19 protein-coding genes and 2 pseudogenes are annotated in these 24,305 nt (G+C 68.4%); 10 read left to right on the forward strand and 11 right to left on the reverse strand.

Annotated elements, in window-relative coordinates:
* The coding region (locus tag HNV26_RS18415; protein ID WP_216612478.1) for a hypothetical protein at nucleotides 1-742 on the forward strand (742 nt) is incomplete at its 5' end.
* Nucleotides 743-1,237: 495 nt separating this feature from the next.
* Here HNV26_RS18415 and HNV26_RS18420 read toward each other — a convergent pair.
* Nucleotides 1,238-2,002, reverse strand: coding sequence for a hypothetical protein (locus tag HNV26_RS18420; protein ID WP_171439719.1), 765 nt, complete (start codon nucleotides 2,000-2,002; stop codon nucleotides 1,238-1,240).
* 369 nt (nucleotides 2,003-2,371) lie between these two features.
* Between HNV26_RS18420 and HNV26_RS18425 the strand changes: the two genes are divergently transcribed.
* Genes HNV26_RS18425 through HNV26_RS18440 form a run of 4 tightly spaced genes read left to right on the forward strand, consistent with a single transcriptional unit; the run spans nucleotide 2,372 to nucleotide 6,010 of the window.
* Nucleotides 2,372-2,944, forward strand: coding sequence for an RNA polymerase sigma factor (locus HNV26_RS18425; RefSeq protein WP_171439720.1), 573 nt, complete (start codon nucleotides 2,372-2,374; stop codon nucleotides 2,942-2,944).
* Nucleotides 2,945-2,947: 3 nt separating this feature from the next.
* A complete protein-coding gene (locus HNV26_RS18430) occupies nucleotides 2,948-3,727 on the forward strand; it encodes a hypothetical protein (RefSeq protein ID WP_171439721.1) in 780 nt (259 codons plus the stop codon).
* A 10-nt stretch (nucleotides 3,728-3,737) separates the two neighbouring features.
* A complete protein-coding gene (locus HNV26_RS18435) occupies nucleotides 3,738-5,402 on the forward strand; it encodes a caspase family protein (RefSeq protein ID WP_366816898.1) in 1,665 nt (554 codons plus the stop codon).
* Nucleotides 5,402-6,010 (forward strand): carboxypeptidase-like regulatory domain-containing protein, encoded by a 609-nt coding sequence (locus HNV26_RS18440; RefSeq protein WP_171439723.1) that lies wholly within the window; start codon nucleotides 5,402-5,404, stop codon nucleotides 6,008-6,010. The genes HNV26_RS18435 and HNV26_RS18440 overlap by 1 nt, the downstream gene beginning before the upstream one ends.
* A gap of 401 nt (nucleotides 6,011-6,411) precedes the next feature.
* On the opposite strand, the gene HNV26_RS18445 is transcribed toward HNV26_RS18440, so the two are convergent.
* From HNV26_RS18445 to atpD, 8 genes are all read right to left on the reverse strand, one after another.
* Nucleotides 6,412-7,275 carry a F0F1 ATP synthase subunit gamma gene (locus tag HNV26_RS18445; protein ID WP_171439724.1) on the reverse strand — a complete coding sequence of 288 codons (864 nt, stop codon included), beginning with the start codon at nucleotides 7,273-7,275 and terminating at the stop codon, nucleotides 6,412-6,414.
* Complete coding sequence (locus HNV26_RS18450; RefSeq protein ID WP_171439725.1) at nucleotides 7,272-8,765, reverse strand: F0F1 ATP synthase subunit alpha; 1,494 nt, start codon at nucleotides 8,763-8,765, stop codon at nucleotides 7,272-7,274. The genes HNV26_RS18445 and HNV26_RS18450 overlap by 4 nt, the downstream gene beginning before the upstream one ends.
* Entirely contained in the window at nucleotides 8,765-9,493 is a 729-nt protein-coding gene (locus HNV26_RS18455; RefSeq protein WP_171439726.1) for a hypothetical protein, read from the reverse strand. The genes HNV26_RS18450 and HNV26_RS18455 overlap by 1 nt, the downstream gene beginning before the upstream one ends.
* A 6-nt stretch (nucleotides 9,494-9,499) precedes the next feature.
* Nucleotides 9,500-9,760: an ATP synthase F0 subunit C gene (gene atpE, locus HNV26_RS18460; protein ID WP_171439727.1), complete on the reverse strand. Its 261-nt coding sequence runs from the start codon at nucleotides 9,758-9,760 to the stop codon at nucleotides 9,500-9,502.
* Nucleotides 9,757-10,437 (reverse strand): F0F1 ATP synthase subunit A, encoded by a 681-nt coding sequence (gene atpB / locus HNV26_RS18465; RefSeq protein ID WP_171439728.1) that lies wholly within the window; start codon nucleotides 10,435-10,437, stop codon nucleotides 9,757-9,759. The genes atpE and atpB overlap by 4 nt, the downstream gene beginning before the upstream one ends.
* 226 nt (nucleotides 10,438-10,663) lie before the next feature.
* On the reverse strand, nucleotides 10,664-10,954 hold the full coding sequence (locus HNV26_RS18470) for an AtpZ/AtpI family protein (protein ID WP_171439729.1): 291 nt from the start codon (nucleotides 10,952-10,954) through the stop codon (nucleotides 10,664-10,666).
* Nucleotides 10,947-11,363, reverse strand: coding sequence for an ATP synthase subunit epsilon domain-containing protein (locus HNV26_RS18475; protein ID WP_171439730.1), 417 nt, complete (start codon nucleotides 11,361-11,363; stop codon nucleotides 10,947-10,949). Before HNV26_RS18475 ends, HNV26_RS18470 begins: the two co-directional genes overlap by 8 nt.
* Nucleotides 11,356-13,158: a F0F1 ATP synthase subunit beta gene (gene atpD / locus HNV26_RS18480; RefSeq protein WP_366816899.1), complete on the reverse strand. Its 1,803-nt coding sequence runs from the start codon at nucleotides 13,156-13,158 to the stop codon at nucleotides 11,356-11,358. Before atpD ends, HNV26_RS18475 begins: the two co-directional genes overlap by 8 nt.
* A gap of 17 nt (nucleotides 13,159-13,175) precedes the next feature.
* Here atpD and HNV26_RS18485 point away from each other — a divergent pair, with 17 nt between their 5' ends.
* Both HNV26_RS18485 and HNV26_RS18490 read left to right on the forward strand, forming a co-directional pair.
* Nucleotides 13,176-13,556: a zinc-binding dehydrogenase gene (locus HNV26_RS18485; RefSeq protein ID WP_253816754.1), complete on the forward strand. Its 381-nt coding sequence runs from the start codon at nucleotides 13,176-13,178 to the stop codon at nucleotides 13,554-13,556.
* A gap of 40 nt (nucleotides 13,557-13,596) precedes the next feature.
* The gene (locus tag HNV26_RS18490) at nucleotides 13,597-15,033 is read left to right on the forward strand and encodes a glycosyltransferase (protein ID WP_171439733.1); all 1,437 of its coding nucleotides are present in this window, start codon (nucleotides 13,597-13,599) and stop codon (nucleotides 15,031-15,033) included.
* Nucleotides 15,034-15,062: 29 nt separating this feature from the next.
* Here the strand turns inward: HNV26_RS18490 and HNV26_RS38470 are convergent.
* A pseudogene (locus HNV26_RS38470) lies at nucleotides 15,063-15,330 on the reverse strand (transposase); the annotation flags it as partial.
* 227 nt (nucleotides 15,331-15,557) lie between these two features.
* Between HNV26_RS38470 and HNV26_RS18500 the strand changes: the two are divergent.
* Complete coding sequence (locus HNV26_RS18500; protein WP_216612480.1) at nucleotides 15,558-20,444, forward strand: cadherin-like domain-containing protein; 4,887 nt, start codon at nucleotides 15,558-15,560, stop codon at nucleotides 20,442-20,444.
* Nucleotides 20,445-20,833: 389 nt separating this feature from the next.
* Here HNV26_RS18500 and HNV26_RS18505 read toward each other — a convergent pair whose 3' ends face one another.
* Complete coding sequence (locus tag HNV26_RS18505; protein WP_171439736.1) at nucleotides 20,834-21,358, reverse strand: DUF1993 domain-containing protein; 525 nt, start codon at nucleotides 21,356-21,358, stop codon at nucleotides 20,834-20,836.
* A gap of 117 nt (nucleotides 21,359-21,475) precedes the next feature.
* On the opposite strand from HNV26_RS18505, the pseudogene HNV26_RS38475 reads away from it, so the two are divergent.
* A pseudogene (locus HNV26_RS38475) lies at nucleotides 21,476-21,961 on the forward strand (M57 family metalloprotease); the annotation flags it as partial.
* A gap of 185 nt (nucleotides 21,962-22,146) precedes the next feature.
* A complete protein-coding gene (locus HNV26_RS18515) occupies nucleotides 22,147-24,303 on the forward strand; it encodes a xanthine dehydrogenase family protein molybdopterin-binding subunit (protein ID WP_171439738.1) in 2,157 nt (718 codons plus the stop codon).
* Nucleotides 24,304-24,305 lie beyond the last annotated feature (2 nt).

Here is a 24,305-nt window from a genome sequence, read left to right on the forward strand (position 1 = left end):
TCCTATCGCCGGCCGCCCCCCGCCCGCCCTCGACCTGGACAATGCCTCATGCCTGACCCATGGCATGGCCCCGGAGCACGTGAAGAGTGCTCTCCAGCAAGGCCAACTCAACTCCGCCTACAGCCGGGAGGGAAAGGCGGGCCGCTATTCGCGGCCGGCGGACAAGAACGGCGGTGGCGCGCTCGCCGTCTACACGCGCGCCGTGGGGACACAGCAGGCCGACTGGCCTTCCAAGGGCTATGGCGTGGGGAGCAATGACAGCAAGGTGCAGCTGATCCTCAGCCCCAATGTGTTGCAGACCCCCAACCATGGGTGGCGGGCGTCCTCCACGGACAACGGAGGCCTGGTGCCCGGTGCGGCAAAGAAGGACCAGGTCGGCCTCCCTCAAGGGGATCCGCTCAAGCGGACGAAGCAGCTGTGGGGCAAGCAGACCGAGTCGGGCCGTAACGGCGCCTTCAACGAAACCGTGAAAGACACGTCCGTCAAGGAGAACAATGAGCAGCTGCATTGGGAGAAGGTCTCCCTCCAGGGAAACCTCAAGGGAATGGTGGTGACGTCCCAGGCCAGCTTCAACACGCTGATGGGGCTGGAGGGCGCACAGCAGACCGCGGGCGCGGCTGGACGGGGCACCGTCCGATTCGGGAACCAGGACGTCCCCGTCGTCCTCGCCGAGAAGAACTCCTCGCTGCTCTCCACGCTGAAGAGCGCAGGCATCGCTGATGACAACGGACGCGTCCGCTGAAGCAAGCGGCGATGGCATGGGGACGCCGCCCACTGCGAGCCCACCGTGACGCCCAAGCTCCCAATCCCAGGCACTTCACGCACCCCGGCGCCCTCGTGACAGCTGAGCGATTTGCTGGGGCTGCGTGAAATGCCGACGATGCCCCGCGGCGACTCCAGAGAACGGGTGGGCGGCGTGCCAAGCGGCTGTCTTCGGGCGTCATCACGGTGCTCGCCGTGGTGCCGAACTCCAGTGTGGGACTGGCCGCGGCCCCGCCTTCGTCCCCCACTGCCGCGCCTCCGAAGTTGCATCCGAGCGTCTCCGCGACACTGTGGCTGTTGTCGGCGCCCCCGGCCCCGGAGCCCACGCCCTCAGGGATTGAGTGCACCCCACCACATCTCAGGTGTCTACGGAGTCGGGGCAGGCTCAGACCTGCAACATTCGCGGCTGAGCGCCACAAGGACACGGCCCGCCCCTCACGCAATCGAGGGGCGGGCCGCTTCCATTCAGTCGGACTCAATCATCTTGATTGTCGTCGCTGTCGTCGTCCTCGTTGCTATCCATGTCGTCGTCGTCGAAGGCGTCGATGGAGCGGCGAAGATTGTCCTCAATCGTGGAGCGCGCAGACTCATTGCGAGGGTCCAACCGCTGCCCCTCGGCATCGACGAACCAGCCAGTGGGGTCGATGTTGATGGTGATGTTCGGCTCCTCGCCCTGCTTCACCTCGAAGTGGGCCTCGCGCTCCTGCTCCACGCGGATGCTGGAGACGAAGCTGAAGGGCTCGCCATCGATGGAGCCGTCGATGATCACGGACGCGCCGAGCTGTGCGAGCTCCTTGAGCGCCGCGTCTTCACCGGCCTCGGTGGTGGACACCTTGCCGATGTCGAACTCGATTTCATCGAAGATGCCGGGCTCCACATGGAGGTTGCCCACGCGGATGACCCTGCCGTTGAGGTCCTCCTCCGACAGGTCGATGAGGAACGGGCCAATCTCCTGCTCGGAGTCGTCGTCGCGCGAGTCCGGACGGTCTTCATCCGGTCCACCCTGCTGCCCGTCATCGCTGTCGTCGCCCTCGTGCTCCAGTTCCAGCTCGCGAACCGAGAGGCGGACACGGTCGATGGTGATGCCGGTGGACGCCTCGAGCTGCTGGGCGACCTTGCCGCGAACGGCTTGGGCCCCGCTCGATGCGCCCACGCGGGCGCTCAATCCGACCTTGACGGTCTCCTCACTGCCGCACGCCGAGAACAACATGAGGGACGTGAACAAGCCGATGAATCGCATACCTTTCATCTCCTGGTGTCGAGGGGAGCTGGCGCGCGACGCCTCCGGCCTGGAGCCGCCCGAAAATCCCCGGTCTGAAAAGGAAGGAGCACCGAGGCTCTTATCGGCCACATCGCGACGCGTCGTGCTCGTGCGAGTGGGGCGAGGAGTGGCCGACAGTCAGCTCGTGACTCCTTCCTTGAAGGCGGGGTACTGACTGGGAGACATGTCTTGTGTGCGTGCATGGAGAGTGGAGTGCGTCCGGTGGACCGGAGCATCCCGCGTGTGGGCCATGGCGCACGCATGTGGAGCAGGCAACCACGTCGTGTACATGTGGGACCTCCACGGAGGGCGAGGGGCGTCTCGTGGTCTGGGCGAGGGGGACATCTCGTGACGGAGGAGGAACTCTCCACCTGCATCCAGCGGGCGACCCGGGGCGCGCAGGATGCCCACCGGGAGCTGTACCAGCGATTCCATGGGTCCGTGCGTCGCGCCGCGCTGGGTTACTCCGCGCTGGGGCCCGCGGAAGTGGAGGACGTGGTCCAGGAGACCTTCGTTCGCGCCTTCCGGGAGCTGCCACGGCTCCAGCACCCGCGCGCCTTTGGGAGCTGGCTGGTGACGATTGCGCGGCACCATGCGCAGGCGCTCAGTCGGGGCGCGCAGGTCCGAGGTCGCGCGGTGGAGGACTTGGCGCTGGAGCTGGAGACGACGACGCCCGCGCAGCCTCCGTTCCTGGAGCTGGAGCGGCGCGTGGCGGTGGTGCGCGAGCTCATCGAGGCGCTGCCGGAAGGGCCAGAGAAGGAGACGGTGCGTCTCTTCTATCTGGAGGGGGAACTGAGCGCGCGGGAGATCGCCGAGCGCCTGGGGTTGGGCAAGAGCGCGGTGACGATGCGCCTGGAGCGCTTTCGCGCGCGGGTGAAGCGTGAGTTGCTGGCGCGGCTGTTGGCCGCGGGAGTGGGATGAGCCATGAGCGACGCGGGCAGACACCTGGATGCGCGCAACCTGCGGGCCCTGCAAGACAAGTCACCCGACGAGGTGGCGTACTTCGCCGACCACCTGTCGAGGCCCTGCGAGGTGTGCGAGGCGTTCCTCGAGGGGGCGGACGCGGAGCCCGCGTTCGGCTTGGACGCGCTGGCGGATGAGGCACTCGGGGCGCTCACGCCCGCGCGCGAGGACGCGCTGGGCTGGGCACGGCTGCGCCGTCGCTTGTTCGCCCCCCGCCGCGTGTGGTTCTCCGGTGCCGTGGCCGTGGCCGTCGCGGCCGTGGTCACCCTCGCGGTTCACCCGGAGCTGCTGACGGGTTCGCGCGCTGGACCGTCGCAGCGACTGAAGGGAGGCGCGGTGATGTCGCTGGAGCTGACAGCGGTCGCGCAACTGCCGGATGGGAGCCTGCGCGCGGTGACGGAGGACGCCGTGCTCCCCTCGGGCGCGGTGGTGCTCGTGCGCTACCGCTCCAGCGAGGTCGCCGACGCGCTGCTCGCGTTGGAGTCTCCAGACGGGCCCGCGCAGATGCTGGGCGGATATACCCTGCAGGTGGGCACGCACGACCTCAGCGAAGAGGGCGAGCTGGCGGGCGTCTCCTTGGAAGGTGAGCAGGGGCCCAGGGCGCTGGTGCTGGCCGCGTGGCCACGTGGCCCTTCCTCCGAGGCCGCGCGGAGCGCGGCGCTGGCCCAGCGGCAGGTGCCCGAGGAAGCGACCCAGGCCCGGCTCCGGTTGCGTGTGGAGCCGGGGTATGTTGTCCCCTGAGCGTGTGCGCGTGAACCGTCCTGGCCTCCACGTCGTCCTGTGGCTCGCCCTCCTGTCGCTCTCCGCCTGTGCTTCCGTCAGCACGGGGGAGAAGGGGCGGGCGGTGCGAGTCCGCCTGGACCTGGCGGAGCTCGCGTCGGCGCACGAGGGGGAGCGACACGCGCTTCTCATCGGCGTCAACCACTACGATGACGAGTCCTGGAACGACCTGCGTTACCCGGGGAAGGACGCGGAGGACCTGGGGCGCGCGTTGGCGGACCCGAGTCGCGGGGGCTTCCACTCGGTGACGGTGCTGAGCCGCCCCGAACAGACCACGCGCGCGGCGGTGCTGGAGGCGCTGCGGGCCCTGGCGGCGCGTCCCTGGCGGCCGAAGGATGTGGTGGTTGTCTATGTCTCGGGCCACGGCACGCTCGCGCGCGACGCGCGGGGAGACCTCCAGCGCTACCTGGTGATGCGTGACACCCGCTTCCGGGACGTGCAGGGCACGGGCTTGGAGATGGCGGCACTGGAGCGGGAGTTGGAGCGGCTGGCCTCGCGCAGGCGGGTGCTGGTGCTGGCCACGTGTCACAGCGGGACGGGCAAGTCGTTGCTGCCCCCGGCGGTGCTCGACGAACTGGAGCGCACCAAGGCCGCGTTCGTTCCGCGTCCGCTCGAGGAGGACAGTCGCGCCTCGCTCGTCCTGTCCGCCAGTGATTGGGGCGAGGCGGCGCGCGAGGACGACGCGCTCGCCAACGACATCTACACGCACTTCTTCATCCAGGCGCTCGACGGCAGTGGAGACCGCAACCGGGATGGCGCGGTGAGCGCCACCGAGGCGCACGACTGGGCGCGCCGCCACACGTGGACCTATACCCAGGGCCGCCAGCGCCCGAGCGCGCGGATGATGGAAGTGGGCGCGGACCCGGTGCTGCTCTCCGGCACGCTGAAGCGGCCTGGACAGCCGGAGGTCTTCTCCTACAGCCCGCGACTGGAGGGCTTCACCCTCAAGGTGGATGGCGTGGACGCGGGCGAACTCCCCGGCGGCGTGGCGCTCCCCGAGGGTAGGCGCAAGCTGGGGCTGCACAAGGGCGGCGAGCTGCTGTGGGAGGACACCGTGGCGCTCCATCTTGGTGAGCGGCGCGCGCTCGACTCGCTGCTGCGCGAGCTGGCGGAGGGCCACCGCCGCACCGCCTCCCTGGAGGTGGGCGCGCTGGGATTCCTCGATGGGCGCAGCCGCCGCGAGGTGCTGCCTCCCACGGTGATGGCGGGAGCGGGCCTGCGGCTGCGCGGTGTGCTGCTGGAGCAGCGGCTGGATGTCGGGGTGGATCTGGCGGTGGGAGCGGGGCGTCAGTCACTCAGGCTCGACATGGGGGGCACGGTGCCGGTGCGCCACCGCGCGGTGATGCTGGGTGTGACGGTGGGGCCTTCGTGGGAGTGGGGCCGGCTGGGGGTGTCCACGGGACCACGTGTGGCCGCTTTGTGGCTGGAGCGCTCCTTCCAGTTGGACCTGTTGAGCCAGGACGAGCGCTACCTCACGGTGTGGCCTGGCTGGATGGGGGGAGTGTCATGGCGCGTCGGAGCCCGGCTGGTGCTGGAGGCGAAGGGGCAGTTGCTCTGGGCCTATGTCCCGGTGGACGGCCGCACCCGCGCGGTGGGCTTCGGTGGCCTGTTGCTGAGTGGAGGGTACCGCTTCTGATGCGTGCGTCGAGACATCCGTCGTTCCTGGCATTGGCGGCGCTGGTCGGCGCGGGAGCCTGTGGCGGCTTCAACAACGGGCCGTTGCAGGCGGGCACCGTGCGCGGGCGAATCCTCGGCGTTGAGTCCGACGTGGCGGTGGTGAGCGTGTTCGGTAGGCCCGACCTTCGCGCGAGCGTGTCCCCGGACGGGCGCTTCGAATTGAGGGACGTCCCCGCCACCTCCGTGGAGTTGTTCCTGGTGGCATCGCGAACTCGGGCTGCCCGCACGAAGGTGCTGGCACAGGGAGCTCGCATCATCGACGTGGGCACTATCGACGCGCCCCTGGGAGGCTTCATCACCGTGCGCGTGCGAGACAGCCAGGGCAACATGCCGCCACGCGCCACGGTGGAGGTGGACGAAACCGTGTTCGATGACCTGGAGGTGGACGCATCGAGCGGCGAGGTGCGCATCGGTCCTTTGCCTGCGGGCTGCTACACGCTGGAGGTCGAGGGTGACGAGTACGACGAGACGGACGAAGACGTCTGCGTCCACGAAGGGGAGGAGCTGGTGCACGAGGTCGTCTTGGGCAACGATGACCCCGGAGGAGATGACGACGGCGGGGACTAGAGGTGACCTCGGAGTTGCCTCAAGAGGATGAGGATGCAGCCGATGTGGAGGCAACCGAGGACGTTCTCCACCTTCACCTCGTAGCGGGTGACGAGACGACGGGCGCTCTAGAGCCGGGCGAAAAGCCGCTCCCCCCTCCAGCCGCGGCGATATCGCCGCAGCTCACGTACATCCTGAGCCTTCGCCTTGCGCCCTCGACGGTGCGGGGCAATCAGCTCCACTCCCCGCTGGTGCAACAATCGCTCGTCCAGCTTGGCTGGCGTCGTAGGTCTTCCCAACGCAAGGCCCCCTCTTTTCGCCGAGGCGAAGAACGCGTCGAAGCCTCCGCGCTCCTTGAGGTCGAGAGCGAGCCAATCTGGCCGCCGACGCGTGTGCTGCCCCCACGTCAACCGCCCTGCGAGTCAGAGACCGAACCTTGGAGAGGCCCACCTCTGCTCATGCGCCATGGCTTCATGGCGGGCCCTTACTCCCACAGCAACTTCCAAGACTTCCTGCGTGCTGGCTTCTCGACGAGCCGCCGCGAGTTGCCGCCGAAGTCTGCAGGTCCGCTCTTCCAGCCATTTCTCCGCAGACTGAGTCGCGATGAGGCGCGCTCCATGCTCCGACGCGATCGCATCAAGCAACACATCATAAAGCGCGATGTAGAGAAACTCTCGAATCGCCGCAAAGGAGAACACCCCGGACTGAACATAGCGGGTCCCTGGCCACGCATCGGCGCGCGCTACTTCAAGAGGTAGCAGACGCACACTCTCCGGGCTCACACTCCCCACGCCGGCAAAGCGGCTTGAAACAACATCAAAACTCAAAAGCCGATTTTCGGCATAACTCCCAAGGATTTCCTCAGCCAATTGCAGCAACAAGCCCGGAATACCAGCCACGCTGGTCGGCATTCCATAGTCGCGAAGCACAGCGACCCCTCTGCGCCGCAACAAAGCCGCAGCACGATGTCCAACACAGAGAGTGGGCCCACCCCCGAGCAAGGCGCGGCGCGCCGCCCCCTCCGAGACGACCTGAGAGTTGTAGCTTCCACAAAAGCCCAACTCGGCTCCGATAACGAGCAACCCTGCCCCCTCCACTCCACGCGCGAAAACCGCTCCCGACCACTGGAGCATGCGTTCGACTCCACTCCGGTAGGTTCGAGCCGCCTCGACCGACATCCGCGCTGCGCGCAAATGATGGGCGGAGAGGCTTTTCATCGCGCCCACGGCCTCGCCTAGCGCATCAAGAGAGTGGAGCCTCCGCCGCCCCTCAATGTCACTCCTCATCGACCCGTCTCCAGCACGCGCTCCAAGAGCAACTTGAGCTGCTGCTTCCAATCCCCTGGCGGTCCACGCGCCTGCCCCCACTCTCCAAAGAGGTTGGGACTCTGTGCGAGGGCCCGGCGCCCCATGGCCCACACGGTTTCAGCCGCGGCCTCGGGGGGCAACGCGTCCAGCCAACCCTCCGACACGGCCGTGAGCGCAAAAACCTGTTCAGCCAACGTCCTCACGGTGAAACGCGGCTGGCGGAGCAACTCCCGCAGGAGATGTCCCCGCACCAAGGCCTCCCGCGTCGAAGGGTCCACATCGAGACCGACACGCGTCAGCGCCTCGAGCGCCTCGAACCGCGACATGACGATGCGCAGGTTCCGGGCCGCGGCCCGAAGCGAGGCGGGCTGTGCCGCCCCTCCGACCCGCGACACACTCCTCCCGACGTCCACGGCGGGAAGCTGGTTCCTCGCGAAGAGGGCCGAGTCCAGATAGAGCTGACCATCCGTTATCGAGATGAGGTTCGTCGGGATGTACGCGGTGATGTCGCTCTCTGTCGTCTCGACAATCGGAAAGGCGGTGAGCGAGCCTCCCCCCGAGGCATCCGACAGCGCCGTCGCCCGCTCAAGCAGTTGGGCATGGATGTAGAAGATATCTCCAGGGAAGGCTTCCCTGCCCGGCGGACGCCCCAACAAGAGCGCCAGCTCCCGGTAGGCATCGGCGTGTTTCGTCAAGTCGTCGAAGACGACCAGCGCCCCCTGCCCCGCATCTCGGAAGTGCTCCGCGACCGTGGCACCCGCATAGGGCGCGAGATACTGGAGCCCTGGCGGGTCGCCCGCATCCGACGCAATCACAACCGTGCCAGCCAGGGCTCCACACAGCTCGAGTTGCTCGCGGACGCCCTGGACCCGTGAACTTGGCTGACCAATGGCGACATAGACACACGGAACCTTTTCCGGAACCTGCGCCGCGATGATGTCCAACGCAAGGGCCGTCTTGCCCACGTTATGGTCCCCCACGATGAGCTGCCGCTGCCCCCGCCCAATGGGAATCGCCGCGTCGATGACCATCACGCCCGTGAGCAATGGCCTGTCCACGGGCGCCCGCTCCGACAGCGCCGGCGCGGGCCTGAAGACGGGCTGCCGCTTCCCTGCCGGAGGGGGACGGTCATCCCGCGGGCGGCCGAGCGGGTCCAACACCCGCCCAAGGAGCTCGCGCCCCACCGGCAGCGAGGGCAGGAGCCCCACTGCGTCAACGCCATCTCCTGAGCGCACCTGCTCCGCCCCTTGCAAGAGCACCACCCCCGTATGCGTGGGCGAGAGCTCGTGGGCCATGCCCAGCGCCCCCGAGTCAAAGACGACGAGTTCATCGGCGCCGCAAGCGGGAAGCCCCACCACCCGGGCCACATCATCGCCGACTTCGACAACCGCCCCGCGGAGCCTGGCCGCCCTCCGTAGCTCCAGGTCGACGACGCCACGGATGCGCCGAACCACGTCCTCGTCAGGCATCACCCCCCCTCCAAGCTGACGCCGTGTGCGTCCCGTACTCGATTCACAGAGCGTGCAGCCTGGCGTGCCACGGCGACCGCCGTGGCATCGACCTGCCCTGCCGGCGTCGTCACGCGAACCCCCGCTCCGAGCTCACCGACGACTCGCTCGTGCACGCCGCCTCCGAGCGCCTCCTCCAGGAGCGTTCGAGACCTGGCATCCAGGGGCCGCGCGCTCTCCACCAACGCGGCCCCGCGCGCTTCGACGGGCACCGAGTCGAGCTCGGCGCAGGCGGCGCGGACGAGCGCGAGGTCGAGCGCGGGGCCATCAAACGCGGACAGGAGGCGGCGAACGGACTCGGCGGCGATGCGACCGACCGTGTCCACCAGCTCCGAGGCGCTGGCGTCTCGCCAGTCCTGGAGCTCCTTCTCCATCCGTTGCCGCTCCGCCACCTGGGCGCGCTTCGACGCCTCGGCCGCCTGAAGGGCCTCATTCCGCGCCGACGCGAGCATCTCGCGGCGGCGGGCCTCGCGCTCACGTCCCGCGGCCTCACGCTCGGCTCGCGCCTCGCGAGCCAACACCTCGGCCTCTTCCCTCAGGTGCCGCGCCGCCTCGGTCTCCTGGGCGTGGCGGGCCTGCTCTGCGTCGAGCGCCCGGCGAACTGGCTTGAAGAGGAGCCACCCCAGCACCGCGGCCAACACCAGGAAGTTCGCCGCCTCGAACAGGAAGTTGGTGAGGGCGGGCGACAAGGCGTCTCACCTCGCGGGCAACAAGGGGTTCGCGAAGAGCAGGACCAAGGCGATGACCAAACAGAAAATGGCGGTTGACTCCACCATCGCCAGGGCCACGAATTGGTTGCGTGTGATGGCGCCTGCCTCATCCGGCTGCCGGGCCAGGGCGTCCATGCCAGCGGCGCCAATGCGGCTCTCCCCGAACGCCGCGCCGATGGCGCCGAGCGCCATCGTCAGGCCCGCGGTGATGATGGACACCAGCGCCAGGATGGTGTGCTCACTCATGCTCCCTCCTCCTCTCCGACGCGAATCGCCGCGCCGATGTAGACGCTCGCGAGAATCGTGAAGATGTAGGCCTGAAGCAGGCCAATGAGCAGGTCCAGCGCCATGAGAGGAACAGGCACGAGCAGGCCGACGAGCGCGACGATGAGCGCGACGATGAGATGGCCGCTCATCATGTTGCCGAACAGCCGCAGCGCGAGCGCGAGCGTCCGCGACAGCTCACTGACGAGATGGAGCGGGAAGAACAACGGGCTCGGCTGGAAGTAGCGCTTGAAGTAGCCAGATAGACCGCGCGCCCGAATTCCAGCGAATGGCACCGCCAGGAATACCAACACGGCGAGCGCGCTTGTCGCGGCGAGGTTGGTAGTGGGCGGAGCGAAGCCAGGCAACTGGCCCAGCAGGGCTGCCCCAGCGATGAACAGGAACAGGCTTCCAGAGAAGATCTCGAGCCCGCGCGAGGGGTGGCCGACGGTCTCCGTCACCAGGTTCCGGAGAAACCGATACATGAGCCGTCCAGCCGCGGCCAGGCGCCCCTCCGGCGTGCGCGCAACAGCCCTCCCGACCGGCGCGAGGGCCCCCCAGAGGAAGAGGCTGGTCGCCACGCTGGTCGCCATCGTGCGCGTCAACGGCACCGGCCCCAGCCAGACGAGCACGTGCTCGGTGAAGACCTCGGCGCTCATCGGAACCTCCGTTGAACGAGTGCACTGGCGGCGGCAAAACCAGTGAGCCACCCTACGGCTCCCGCCACGAGATGCCCTGCCAGGGCCGAGATGAGGAGCACCGCCCCCACGAGCCCCAGGCGCAACAGGAGCGACGGGGAGCGCGCCCTCCCCCGCGCCGCGCTCGCGAGCAGGTGCGCCTGCACCACGCCTGCCACGCCCCCCAACAACGCGAACCCCCAGCCGTTCATGTCCCGCTCCCGCGCACCGCGCGAAAGGCCATGAGACACCCCACCACCGTCCCCACGAGCAGCAACAGCAGCGTCAGCTTCACCCCCGTCCCAAGCCAGGCATCGAGTTGCCGGCCCAGGAGAGCGCCGCCCGTGGAGAGGATGACGATGGGCCACCCTACGCTTCCAATCAGCGCCAACGCTCGCCAGAAATCACCACCCGGTGTGCGCCGCTGGTACCGAGAGAGGTCCTTCCGCGCCTGCTTCCGGGCTTCCTCTCGACGGGCAGACTCCAAGCGCTCAGCCATGGCGAGCCTTCGGGCGCGACGCCACCGGCCACTGCCGCAATTCGCGCGCGATGCGCTGCTCGAGCTCGCCGAGGCGACGGCGCATGGAGAGTTCGCTGTCCGGTGTCGCCAAGGCCTGAGAAAGCGACGCGAGCACGTCCTCGCCCCGCTCTCCCGCCACCGCGAACGGCGTGTAGAGAATGCCGGTCTCGCCAGCCGCATCGAGGAGACCTCCGGCGGTCGCAGCGAAACGCACGCCTTCATCCATCCTCAACAAACACAGTCCGGGCTCGACCACCGAGGCAAAGGCTTCCTCCCGGGGCCGCAGCCCGACGTGTCCGCTCTCTGTCGGAAGGCGCACCGAGCGGACACGCGCGTCCACCACCACCTCCCGCGGTGTGCGGATGACGAAGCGAAGGCCCTCACCCATGCAGCACCTCCGAGAGAGCGCCCATCATGAAGAGACTGTCCTCGGGCAAGGCATCGCAACGCCCCTCCAGGATGGCGGCCACGCCCTCAAGGGTGTCGGCCATGGAAACCCACCGCCCCTGCAGCGCTGTGAAACTCTCGGTGACGAAGAAGGGCTGTGTCAGGAAGTTGCGGAGCCGCTTCGCCCGGCCAACGAGTGTCCGGTCCTCGGGCGACAGCTCGTCGACGCCGAGCATCGAAATGACGTCTCGCAGTTCTTCGTGGCGGGCAAGCAGCCTCCGTGCATCCTCCGCGACGTCACAGTGGCGCTGCCCCACGAAGGTGGCATCAAGGGCTTTGGAAACCGAAGAGAGTGGATCGACCGCCGGGTAGTAGCCCTCGGCCGCGACCGCGCGCGACAGGACGAGCGCGCTGTCGATATGCCAGAACGCATGCGTCACCGCGGGGTCGCCGTAGTCGTCCGCCGGGACATACACCGCCTGCACGGAGAGCATGCCACCCCGGTGGGTCGCGGTGATTCGCTCCTCGATAGCAGCCAGGTCCGCGGCAAGCGTCGGCTGATAACCCACGCGAGAGGGAAGGCGCCCGAGCAGACCGCTGACCTCCATTCCAGCCTGCACATGGCGATAGATGTTATCGACCACGAACATCACGTCCTGGCCCAGGTCGTCGCGGAAGTACTCGGCGATGGAGAGCGCCGCCTCGCCAACCATGAACCGGGCGCCGGGCGTCTCATTCATCTGCCCAAAGACGAGGGCCGTACGGTCGAGAACCCCACGCCGCCGCATCTCTCCCCAAAGCTCAAGGCCCTCTCGTGAGCGCTCACCAATACCCGCGAAGACCGCGACGCCCTTGAACCCGGCGACAGCATTGTGGATGAACTCCGTCAAGACGATGGTCTTGCCCACACCCGCGCCACCGAACACTGCTGCGCGCCCTCCTTGAACGAAGGGGCAGAACAAATCGATGACCTTGATGCCGGTCTCATAGACCTTCATCCACGGGCGCCGTGCCCACGGGGGCGGGGGCGGGCGGCGAAGCGGGCGGTGGTCATCCGCGACAATGGCCCCTCCGCCGTCGAGTGGCGTCCCTCGCAGGTCCACAACGCGCCCGAGCAGCCCGCGGCCAACAGGAACTTGCAGGGGACGGCCATCGCCGTGAACGTGGGCGCCACACCGAAGCCCGCGCGTTTCGTCAAGCGCGATTGCGCGGAGGCGACGGGTCCCAACGTGAGCTTGCACCACAGCCACGACGCGCCCCTGGCCCGCGGCACATTCGAGCGCGGCGCCAATCGAAGGGACCGCCCCTTCCACGTCAATCTCCAGGACCGTACCGCGTACGGAGGCAATGCGCCCCTTGAGCAGGGGCTCGGTCTGCGTCACGAGCCGCTCCAACACCGGTCCGCGCAGCCCGGATTTCGTGCCATGCCGGCGGGCGAGCCCAGGTATTTTCGCCCCCCAGTCTGGTCCTCCGCGGAATCCATCCCAACGCCCCTCCATGCAACGTTCCCCCATGGGATACTCACGCGGCCCCCTCCGCGACACGCTGCCGGGGCGGGCAAGCGGCGATGCGCGCTGAAGGCGTCCTGGCCTCCAGGCGAAGTGCATGCCGCCGCGGCCTCCCCTCATTCTCGACAGGCGTCCCCCCTTGGGCGTGATTGCACGCCGGAAGGAGGAGCCCGAGGTTTGCTGAGATGAGAACCCGAGCTGCATCTCATTGGGGCGACCATGCGAGCAACCGTTCTTCCAAGCGACGCGGTGGTGGTCTTGGCCCAGGGGCCATCGGGCTGTGCGCATCCCTGGGTGCCCAGCTGATGGGGGTGGCCGAAGTGAAGCGGCTGACCGGAGGTGGCGCGGACGTCGCCATCGAGACACTCGGGAACCAGCAGACCTTCAAGTACGCCCTTCGCTCGCTGCGCCGGGGCGGCACCCTCTCGAGCCTGGGTGCCTGCTCCGGAAAACTCCAGCTGCCTTATGAAGCCCTCGCCGCGAGGCTCGGCGACCACCGCATCGTCACCACGCCCTGCCCCGGTGGCAAGGAGCGCATGCGGCGACGGATGGCCAGAGTCCAGGCCGGCCGCGTGAACGTCACACCGCTGCTGACACACCGTTTCGCACTGAAGGACAGCCGCGACGCCTACGCGCCCTTCAGCCAGCGTCGTGACGGGGTCATCAAGGTCGCCATCCACCCGTGAATACCCTGCCAACGAAAGCGCAGCGCCCGCCGGAGGCTTGATGCTCAAGCCCGTCGAAATCCACATCCAGGCCGAGCCCCTGACGCACCTCAAGTCCGAGTTGGACCCCAACGGCTGGCGCGACTTCCAGGCCCACGCCGACCGGGCTCGGGCCCTCATGGCGGGCCGCACGTTCTGGAACATCAGCTCCACCTCGAAGGGCGGCGGCGTGGCGGAGATGCTGCCTCGGATGGTCGCCTACGCTCGCGGAGCGGGCGTGGATGCACGCTGGCTGGTACTGACGGGTACTCCGGCGTTCTTCCACATCACCAAGCGCCTTCTTCATGCCCTGCATGGTTCGAGCGGGGACGGGTCATCACTCGGGGCCGTCGAGCGCGCAACGTACGACGAGGTGATTCAAGACAATGTGGAGGAGTTTCTCGCCCTGGTGAAGCCACGCGACGTGGTTCTCCTGCATGACCCACAGACGGGCGGGCTTGGCCCCGCGTTGGCCGCGGCGGGAGCCAGCGTCGTCTGGCGCTGCCACGTAGGGTGTGACACGCCCAACGCAGAGGTGGCACGGGCGTGGGAGTTCCTGCGTCCGGACCTGTCCGCCGCTCGGTTCATCATCTTCAGCCGAGCCGCCTATGTGCCGCCTCAGTACGCGGACCGGGCGCTCATCATCCAGCCATCCATCGACATCTTCGCGGTCAAGAACCAACCCATGGCGCCCGAAGTCGCGCGGGCCATCCTCGCAACCACCGGCTTGCTCCGCGGGGGCCCGGACATGCCCGCCCCCGTCTTCACTCGTGCGGACGGCGTCACAGGGCGTGTGTCGCGGTGCGCAGATATCATCCGGTTGGGTACCGGCCCCGCTCCCGACACGCCCCTGATTGTACAGGTGTCTCGGTGGGACCCGTTGAAGGATGCAGCGGGCGTGCTGAGTGGGTTCGCGCTGCTCCTGCGGCATTCGCCCCACCTGCGCGCGGAGCTGGTGCTCGCCGGTCCAGCAGTCACGTCCGTGGCGGACGACCCAGATGCAGCAACCACGCTTGAGGACGTCCTCGCATTGTGGCGACGACAATCCCACTTCGTGCGCCAGCGCATCCATCTGGCGTGCCTCCCGATGGCGGACCATGAGGAGAACGCCGCCATCGTCAACGCACTCCAGCGCCACGCTGCGGTGGTGACTCAAAAAAGCCTCCAGGAGGGGTTCGGGCTCACCATTACCGAAGCCATGTGGAAAGCACGCCCCGTCGTGGCCAGCGCGGTGGGGGGACTGCAGGATCAGGTGGTCCACATGAAGAACGGCCTGCTCATCCGCAACCCCGAGGATCGGACGGAATTTGCGGGCGCCGTACGCGCGCTCCTGGAGGCTCCCGAGCTAGCAGCCCTCCTGGGTCGCCGCGCCCATGAACACGTCCGTGCCCACTTCACCGCCACCCGCCATCTCACGGATTTCGCGCGCCTTGTCGAGCGACTGGAGGAGCAAGGCTGAAGCACGCCTTGGGATTGAGGCACAAGGAGATGCGTTGAGTCGACGACGAGTCGCACGCTCCTCAACCCTCGCTCAAGCAGTTGGCGAAGTAACTCCATCCAGGAATCCAATGACTCGCTGCCCCCAGAGTCACCGCCAACCGGTGCCGGGGCCCATCCTCGCCCACGCCGTAGGCCACCAGGGCCGGGACGTTCTGCACCGGGCGTCCAGGAAGGTGGCATCCAGGTACAGGTAGGGGAAGGGCTGGGTGCGCAGGCCCTCCACCTTCTCCTCCAGCGCTCTGGACACCCGGTTCACCGCTCGGCCAGGCCGAAGGGGATACGCTCTCGCCATCGTGCAGGACCTGTCGCGGTGCTGTGCAAACCCTTGCACAATCCGGCGGTCAGGGAACGATATCCTCGCCCTGCCCCGCCATGGCCCATGTCGTGCAAATGGGGGACAGGTCGAACGACATCCCCGCCGCCCACACGCCCATGACCACCTCTCCCCCGCGTCCCGCCCCTTCGAGATATCCGTGCCTCTGCTTGTCTTTGGTCCTCCTGACCTGGCTGGGCTGCCGCTCGCAGCCTCCTCCTGCCGAACCCCTCGCCACGTCCACGAGCACGACCGTCACCGCGCCCTTCGACGTCGCCGCCGTCATGAGGCAGGTCCACTTCGCCTATCGTCCCTCGGGGGAGGAGTGGAGCGGTGGCCACTCGACATATGACGTCCGGGCATCAGGAGAGGGACTGGCCCTGACGCCTGTCCTGGCCCGGGAGGGCGCGCCGAAAGGCGAGCCACTGCGGCTGGGGCAGGCGCGGCTTCAGCGGGGAGGCGTTCGACTGACGACGGGGAAGACGCAAGGAAGCGTGGACGCGGAGGGGCGCCTCCTGCTGGAGCGTGAGGGGCTCTCGGAGCATCTGAGCAACGCCGAGGATGGCGTCACCCAGTCATGGCGGCTCGACCGCGCGCCGCCGGGAGACGGAGACCTCCGGTTGGACATACCGGTCAGCGGGCTCTCCTTCGCCGGGAGCACGGCCGATGGGCTCCACTTCGCGACGGCTCGGTCGGCGCTCGGGTTCCGCTATGGCCATGCCGCCTGGGTGGATGGCGAGGGCCGGCGCACGGAGCTTCCTTCCGGGTATGCGAATGACACCATCGGAGTCACCGTGCCGGAGGTGCTCCTGAAGTCCTCCGCCTTCCCAATCACCCTCTCGGTGGTCATCACTCCCGAGCAGGGAGTGGACCTGCCCATCCAGGGGCCCACCTGGGGAAACTGGATGCACGACGTCGCGGTGGGCTCCAATGGCACCGACTACCTCGTCGTCTGGTTCGACTTGCGCGACGGCACTGCACCCAATCTCTTCGGCGCGCGGGTCTCGAGCACAGGCGTGGTGCTGGACCCCGCTGGCATCAGCATCTCCTCGGAACGTGGCGACCGGCTATCGGCGACGGTGGCGTCGAACGGCGCCGACTACCTGGTCGTCTGGACGTCCACCGAGTACGTAGAAAACGAGCTGAGGGAAGACATCCGGGCTGCCCGAGTGACGAGCGGCGGACACGTGGAGGACACACCGAGCATCCTCCTATCGCCCGACAACCATGCCGAACGCAGGCCGAGCGTTGCCTCGGTGGGCCCGGACTACCTCGTCGTCTGGGAGCGGTGGCGTTACGGCGCCGCGGAGCGGAGCATCGTGGCGACGCGCGTGACGAGCGCGGGCCAGCGGCTCGCCCCCGTGACCTTGAATCTGTCGGACCCGGAGCGTGACCACCTCACGCCCTCGGTGGCATCCAATGGCGTGGAGTACCTCGTCGCCTGGCTCGAGCTACGCACCACGGGAGAGCAAGCGCTTCTCGGAGTCCGTGTCTCACCGCAGGGAGAGGTGGTGCCGGAGTCCCGCCGCGTCATCGCCGGCAATCCCCAGGGACTTCCGGCAAGCCCGGCGGTGGCATCCAATGGCTCAGGGTTCCTCGTCGCATGGGTGGACCGTCAGGAAGGCGACGCGAGAGGCAGCTACTGCGCGCGCCTCTCCTCTGCGGGCGACGTGCTGGACACGGCGGGCCTGCGCATCTCCTCGCAGCTCCCCACCAGCTTTGACGCCGAGCTGCGCGTGGCGGGCAATGACGTGAACTACCTCGTCGTCTGGGAACAAGCGGATGGCATCCACGGCGTCATCGTCCCCCCCGAGGGGATGCTCGGACCCCAGCGGGTGCTGAGCGCGAATACCTCTCTCTTGAGGCACGACACTCCTGACGTAGCGTCGAATGGTACGGACTTCTTCGCCGTCTGGGAGACGTGGAATGTGACCACGGACTTCCTCTCCTCCACGATTCAGGGGACCCGGGTGACAGGAGCGGGGACGGTGGTGGATGCGCCCTCGCCGCTGCTCGTCACCGCGGCGAGCAACACTCAAAGCGCGCCAGCGGTCGCGACCAATGGCACGACCTATCTCGTCGTGTGGAATGACTTCCGCGGTGGAGCGTCGGACATCATCGGCGCGCGAGTATCCCTCGCTGGCGAGCTGCTGGATCCCCAGGGCATCGCGATTGCCGCCGCCGACTTCGATCAGCGAACGCCCTCCATTGCCTCCAATGGCTTGGACTATCTCGTCTTGTGGAACACCCGCGACCCAAACGTTTCGACCCGTTCCGTTATCAAGGGCGCGCTGGTGGCCGGGGCCGGACAGGTGTTGAGCCCCACCCCGCTGAGCTTCCCCTCCGGGGCGTGGTACGTGGCAGGGAGCGCGGCCGTGGCCTCGAATGGGACGGACTACCTCGTCGTCTGGGAGAGTTACGACCTCGGCAGCAGCGCCGTTCTCGGGGTTCGGGTGACGCGCGAGGGCGTCGTGCTCGACAGTCCATTCCTGGTGCTGGCCAGAGCCCGGGAGCACGCGTGGCCGGCGGTCACCTTCAACGGGGAGCACTACTTCGTCGCCTGGCTGAACAAGCGGACCCTCACTCCCGGCGAATGGGATGTCCATGGAGTACGCGTGACGAGCGCAGGCGTGGTGGTGGACCCTCCAGGCCGGCGACTCGCCGCCATCCCCGCTGAGCCGAGCGACCTGCGACTGGCCTCGAATGGGAAGGACGCCCTCGTGGTCTGGCGCGCCGGTAACGCCGTCCGTGCGGCGCGCGTGACGCACGAGGGAACGAGCCTGGACCCCTTCGGTATCCTCGTTGCCCAGTCCCCCAGGGGGCTCACTTCCGCGCGCGTGGCCTCCCTGGGGACGGAGTACCTCGTCGTCTGGCGGGACTTCCGGAACGAGTCCCCGGACACGCCCACCTACCGCTCCAAGGGTGACATCTATGGGGCCCGGGTGACGGGGGCGGGGCTTGTGCGCGAGCCAGCAGGGATCGCCATCTCCGTCTCCGCGTCGGTTGAGTCGATGCCCGCCATCGTCTCATCCCCGCTGCGCCGGTCCGCGTTCGTCGTCTACACGCGCTATGACGACTCGCCGTCCTTCATGAGCCAGCGAGTCCGGGGGCGATTCATCTCCTTCAACGACAACGAGCCGCCCGCCGCCATGGACCAGGGCCTCCTGCTCCCCGAGGACGCCTCACTCCCCTTCACCCTCCAAGGAACGGACCCCGAAGGGCTGGGGCTCTCCTATATCCTGGGGCCTGCGCCATCGCGCGGCACGCTCACGGGCACGGGCGCGGACTACCGCTACACGCCTACGCCTCACTTCCATGGCTCCGACAGCTTCACCTACCAGGTCTCGGATGGAGAGCTGCTCTCCGCGCCCGCGACCGTCTCGTTCCAGGTGACGCCCGTCAATGATGCGCCGTCGGTGCCGGAGCCGCTGGCGCCGTCGGATGGCTTCGAGTCCGAGGGCGGGCTCTCCACCTTCCGCTGGAGCGCCTCCACGGACATCGAAGGGGACGCCGTGAGCTATCACCTGGAGTTCCTCCGGGATGGCGTGGTGTCGCGGACGCACGTCGCTTCGTCGACCACGTACACGCTGCCCCTGGCGGAGGCGCTTCCCGAGGGGCGGTACTCCTGGAGAGTGCGGGCCGTGGATGCCGGGAACGCCTCGAGCGCGCCGTCCTCGGAGCGTGTCCTCATCTCCCTGCCACGCAGGAACCTGCCGCCGACCGCGAGCGGCCAGACCGCCTCCACGAACGAGGACACCGCGCTGCCCCTTCACCTCCAGGGGCAGGACCCAGAAGGACAGCCCCTCACCTTCACGGTGACGACGCCTCCAACGAATGGCGTCCTGACAGGGCACGGGGCGGCGTTGACATACGTGCCTCGCGAGAACTTCCACGGCACCGACAGTCTTGTCTTCACGGTCTCCGACGGCGCCCAGTCATCCACACCGGCGACGGTGTCCATCCAGGTCATGTCCATCAACGACGCGCCGACCGTCCCGGGGCTGCTGGCTCCCGCGAACGGGGTGGTCCTCGTGGAGGGAGCTCGGGCTGCGCTCCAGTGGTCGCCTTCCACGGATGTCGAGGCGGACGCCGTGGACTACATCGTGGAGTTGCTCCAGGCAGGTGTCGTCATCCATCGCCATGTCATGGAGCCAGCGGCGCGTGAGCTCGTCGTCGAGGGAGGACTGGCCCCAGGTGACTGGCACTGGCGAGTGAGCGCGCGCGACGCGTGGGGGGCCGCCAGCGCCCCCTCCGTGGAACGCTCCCTCACCGTGACTCCGAAGTCCGCCTTGCCGCCCTCGGCCACGCCGCGAGCGGTGGACACTCGGGAGGAGACACGCGTCGACTTCGTGCTCGAGGGTCATGACCCCGTGGGCCGCACGCTCATGTTCAGCATCGAGTCTCTGCCGGAACACGGCACCCTGGGGGGCGCGAGCGAGTATCGCCACTACACTCCCACGGCGAACTTCCATGGCGAGGACCACTTCACCTTCCGCGTCTACAACGGCGAGACCTGGTCCGAGCCCGCCACGGTGACCATCCAGGTGGCGTCCATCAACGACGTGCCTTCCGTTCCCCGGCTCCTCGCTCCCGCCGACGGAGCGGTGGTGGAAGGGGGCCTCGCCACGTTCCAGTGGGAAGCGTCCGTGGACGTCGACGGAGACCCGCTGGACTACGTGCTGGAGTTCCTCCAGGAGGGGCGCGTCGTCTGGACCTTCGCACTTGCCGGGACCACGTCACGGGAGCTCATGGGAGAGAATGAGCGGCTCGCGGTGGGCCGCTACTCCTGGCGGGTCCGGGCGGTGGATAACCAGGGAGGCTCCAGCGACATGGCGCCCGAGCGCGCCTTCACCGTGGTGGCCCGTGTCCCGCCTCCCGATGATTCGCCTGGAGGCGCCCCCAAGGCGCCGCCAGCTTCGGGGTGTGGCTGTGGGGCCACCTCGGGGAGCACCTCGGCTCCGTTCGCCCTCGCGCTCATGGGATGGCTCGCGCGTCGCGGCGCCCGCGCTGCGCGCTTCCCGTCCTCTCTTCTCCCGAGCCGGAGGAGAGCGACGTGACGGGTTGAACGCGGAGGCGCGCGAGCCGCCTGGGCCCCGCCGCTAGCGGGACGCGGAGCGAGCCTGGCCCTCTCCCGGTCCACCAGCGCGCTCTCGGTGCGTCGCATACGATGTGCTTCGCGCCCGCGGAAGTGGGGCTGCAGCCAAGCCCCAACCTCCTCCATCTCCGTCCCGAGCCTGAGGCTGCTTCCGAACTCCAACTGCATGACCAAGTGGCGCACCAATCCCACGCGCGGGAATGAGACGCTCCGGCAACTGCTGGGCCGTATGACTCACCTCCAGAACAACAGGGCCTCGCAAGACATTGCTGCGCGCCGCCGTCACGCGACGCGCAGCCACTTTGGGTACACGCCTACCCCAGCCGCCTGCCTTCACAATGAACTTCCAGCTTAGGCTGTTCTGGTGCGCAGCCGGCCTTCGTAATCACGCTTGCCGAGCGGTACCCCGCGCGAGCGGAGGATGTCGTAGGCAGTGACGGCGTGGAAATGGAAGTTCGGCAGGGAAAACGAGAGAATGAACGTCTCCGACGTGAAGGCGAGCCTCCGCGGCCCGATCTGAAGGTCCAGGCTCTTGCCCGCGCATTGGTCGACCTCGTCGGGCGTGAACGCCTCCAGCGCCACTTCCGCTTTGCCGATCATCGCCTGCAGGTCGGCGAAAGGGACCGGTCCGACCAAGGCCGGAGGGGCGAACACACCGGTCTTAAGGGCTTCCACCCCCCACACGGAATGGTGCCATGTGGCTTCGACCTGAAAGTGGAAGGGCGCCATGTCGTCGAAAAGGCGCGCGTGCACGAAGTCGTCGGGATCAACACCCGTCTCCGCGCAGTGCCTGGCCGCACGGTCGAGAAAGCCTGCGACGGCCCTCACGGTCTGCAGGAAGGTGGGCACGCTGAGGTCGTAGAGTGATGTCGCCATCGGCTTTCCCTCGCATCATGGCGCTCGCGTTTCCGCCTTGCCAGCATGCGCCCGAACGACCACGACAGCAAGAACCGGGCGTTCGAAGCCGTCCGTGGCTTGACTCGGAGCGCAGGCATCGTCCCGAACTCCGCGTACGCCGCCAACGCCACGCAGATGTCTGCCCTTGACCGGGCGGCCGCCAACTTCAACGCGCTGGGACGCTCGTTCACCATGCAGCGCGGCGGCACCGGCTGCAGCGCGACCATCTCCGCGCCCACCACGTCCGGCGCTGGCGGCTCGGCGGGCTTCCCCTCCGGCGGCCGTCCCTACGGCATCATCCACATCGGCACCGACACCACCACCTACGGCGTGGCCCTGGTCGAGCACGTCGTGACCCACGAGTTGGGCCACGCCGTGGGCCTGCGTCACTCTGACGACTACGACCACGCCATCAGCTGCGGCGGCGCGACCACCAACGAGGGCACCGCTGGCGCGGGGGCCATCCCCATCCCGGGCACGCAGACCACTGCCACAGTGGGCGGCACCATCATGAACACCTGCTTCCCGTCGAGCACGACGGGGGAGTTCACGAAGAGCGATGTCGCGGCATTGAGCGCTCTGTCCTTTGGAGCGCTGCCTGCCCCCTGGCTATCGATGACCGGACCCCGACGACGACGACTTGCCGCGGTACCAATGCATGGGGACGAGGCTGCACAGTCCACACATGAACGGCACGCGTGTCGGGCGGGTGAACGCACGGCTGCGCGTTGTTGGGCCCACGCAGCGAGTGTGAGAGACTTTGACCCATGGCGGACACGCTCGAGCCAGACGCGACCGTTTCCGAGGGGCTGGACCGCCGTCGATTCCTGACGTGGGTCATGGCCTCTCCCACGTTGATGATTGCCGCCCGGCTGGGGCTCGACGTGCCCGAGGCCGAGGCGGCGGAGCCCCCGGAAGGGGCGACAACGGCGCTGAGCCTCTACCTCGCCGTCCAGACCGATGGGCGCGTCGTCACCACCCTGCCTCGCACGGAGATGGGCCAGGGCATCACCACGGCCGTGGCCATGCTCGTCGCCGAGGAACTCGACACGGCGCTCGACCAGGTCGATGTGCGCAGCGCCGGCGCGGACGCCCGCTGGGCCATCCAGCTCACCGGCCTGTCGTCGACGATGCGCTTCCTCACGGGCCCCCTGCGCGCCGCAGCGGCGGAGGCCCGGGCACGGCTGGTCACTGCCGCGGCGCTGCGCTGGCGCGTCCTGGCCCACACCCTCGCCACCTCGCACGGCGTGGTGAGCGCCCCCGACGGGCGGCGGGCCGGCTATGGCGAGCTGGCGGAGGACGCCGCTCGCGTGCTGCTCCCCGCGGTCTCCAGCCAGCCCAGGCCCGTGAGCCGGTTCAAGCTGGTGGGCCAGCCCACCGGACGCATCGACGCGAGGGACATCGTCACGGGCGCCACGCGCTATGCCCTGGACCTGGACATCCCCGAGGCACTGCCGACGGTGGTGGCCCGGCCCCCAACGCTGCGCGGCACCGTCCAGTTCGTCGACGATGCCTCGGCGCGGACGATGCCCGGCGTGGTGGCGGTGGTTCCGCTGGGCACCGGCGTGGCGGTGGTGGCCCGGACCTTCGGACAGGCGCTCGCGGCGCGCGCGGCGCTGCGCATCACCTGGACGCCCGGCCCCGCCAGCGCGCTGTCGGACGCGGACATCCGGACCCGCCTGCGCGACGGCATCGGCCCAAGGCCCCTGCCGCCGCTGTTCACCACACGGACGATTGAGGGGCGCTTCGACTTCCCCTACCTGGCGCACGCGACCATGGAGACGCAGAGCTGCCTGGCCCGCGTGCAAGCTGGACAAGCCGAGGTCTGGCTGGGGGCGCAGGACCCCAAATACGCGCAGCGCGAGGTGGCCCGGGCGCTCGGCTGGGAGCTCACGCCGTGGCGAGTGACGGTGCACACCATCCGGGCCGGTGGCGGCTTCGGCCGCAGGTTCTTCACAGAGGCCGCGGTGGAGGCCGCGCTCGTCTCACGGGCAATCGGCAGACCGGTGAAGTTGATGTGGAGCCGGGACGATGACATGCGCCACGGCCACTTCCGCCCCGCCAGCCACCACCGCATCCTCGCCTATCTGGGCCCGGGCGGGCGCGTCCTGGGCTGGCATCACCGCGCCGCCATTCCCACCGTGGAGCTCCCCCACGGCTTCGGTGATGCCCTCACCGCGCTGGCCGGCGAGGTCCTGCCCAAGGTCACCAGCGCGGTCTTCTTCGCGCTCTCCCAGAAGCTCCCATACGGCTTCGGCTGGGTGAGCCAGGAGCTGCGCGACGTGGCGATTCCGATTCCCACCGCGTCCTTCCGCTCGGTGTTCACCAGCCAGGTGGGCGTGTCCAACGAGGTCTTCGTCGACGAACTGGCCCGCGAGCTCCAGGTGGACCCCGTCGCGCTGCGACGGGAGCGGCTCACTTCGAACCGCCTCAAGGCGGTGCTGGACAAGGTCGCCACGGAGGGACAGTGGGGCCGCAGCCTGCCACCCGGTGTCGCCCAGGGTGTCGCCGTCCTCGAGGAGTGGGACAGCGCCATCGCCCATCTCGTCGAAGTGGACGTCACCGGAGGGACGCCTCGGGTACTGCGCATCGTCATCGCCGCGGATGTCGGCCTGCCCATCAACCCCAAGGGTATCGAGGCCCAACTCCAGGGCGCGGCGGTGGACGCGATGTCCACCACGCTGAGCGCGGGAGTCCACATCGACGCGGGCGCGGTGCGCGAGGGCAGCTTCGCGGACTATCGCTGGATGCGGATGAAGCACGTCCCGTCCGACATCCAGGTGCACCTGGTCCGCTCGGATGACCGGGTGGGCGGCGTGGGCGAGCTCGGCTATCCCAGCGCTGCGGCGGCCCTGACCAACGCCATTGCCCGGGCGCGAGGCTCGATGCCCACCCGCTTTCCCATCCTCGACGAGGGAGTCTGAGC

The sequence above is a fragment of the Myxococcus xanthus genome (assembly GCF_013116825.1).
Taxonomy (GTDB): domain Bacteria; phylum Myxococcota; class Myxococcia; order Myxococcales; family Myxococcaceae; genus Myxococcus; species Myxococcus xanthus_B.

Bases quoted from the DNA above. Each gene is read 5' to 3' on its own strand.
- HNV26_RS18420 (WP_171439719.1), bottom strand. From the start codon at position 2,002: ATGCGATTCATCGGCTTGTTCACGTCCCTCATGTTGTTCTCGGCGTGC.
- HNV26_RS18430 (WP_171439721.1), top strand. From the start codon at position 2,948: ATGAGCGACGCGGGCAGACACCTGGATGCGCGCAACCTGCGGGCCCTG.
- HNV26_RS18440 (WP_171439723.1), top strand. From the start codon at position 5,402: ATGCGTGCGTCGAGACATCCGTCGTTCCTGGCATTGGCGGCGCTGGTC.
- HNV26_RS18445 (WP_171439724.1), bottom strand. From the start codon at position 7,275: ATGAGGAGTGACATTGAGGGGCGGCGGAGGCTCCACTCTCTTGATGCG.
- HNV26_RS18450 (WP_171439725.1), bottom strand. From the start codon at position 8,765: ATGCCTGACGAGGACGTGGTTCGGCGCATCCGTGGCGTCGTCGACCTG.
- atpE (WP_171439727.1), bottom strand. From the start codon at position 9,760: ATGAGTGAGCACACCATCCTGGCGCTGGTGTCCATCATCACCGCGGGC.
- atpB (WP_171439728.1), bottom strand. From the start codon at position 10,437: ATGAGCGCCGAGGTCTTCACCGAGCACGTGCTCGTCTGGCTGGGGCCG.
- HNV26_RS18470 (WP_171439729.1), bottom strand. From the start codon at position 10,954: ATGGCTGAGCGCTTGGAGTCTGCCCGTCGAGAGGAAGCCCGGAAGCAG.
- HNV26_RS18475 (WP_171439730.1), bottom strand. From the start codon at position 11,363: ATGGGTGAGGGCCTTCGCTTCGTCATCCGCACACCGCGGGAGGTGGTG.
- atpD (WP_366816899.1), bottom strand. From the start codon at position 13,158: ATGCGCACAGCCCGATGGCCCCTGGGCCAAGACCACCACCGCGTCGCT.
- HNV26_RS18485 (WP_253816754.1), top strand. From the start codon at position 13,176: ATGGGGGTGGCCGAAGTGAAGCGGCTGACCGGAGGTGGCGCGGACGTC.
- HNV26_RS18490 (WP_171439733.1), top strand. From the start codon at position 13,597: ATGCTCAAGCCCGTCGAAATCCACATCCAGGCCGAGCCCCTGACGCAC.
- HNV26_RS18505 (WP_171439736.1), bottom strand. From the start codon at position 21,358: ATGGCGACATCACTCTACGACCTCAGCGTGCCCACCTTCCTGCAGACC.
- HNV26_RS18515 (WP_171439738.1), top strand. From the start codon at position 22,147: ATGGCGGACACGCTCGAGCCAGACGCGACCGTTTCCGAGGGGCTGGAC.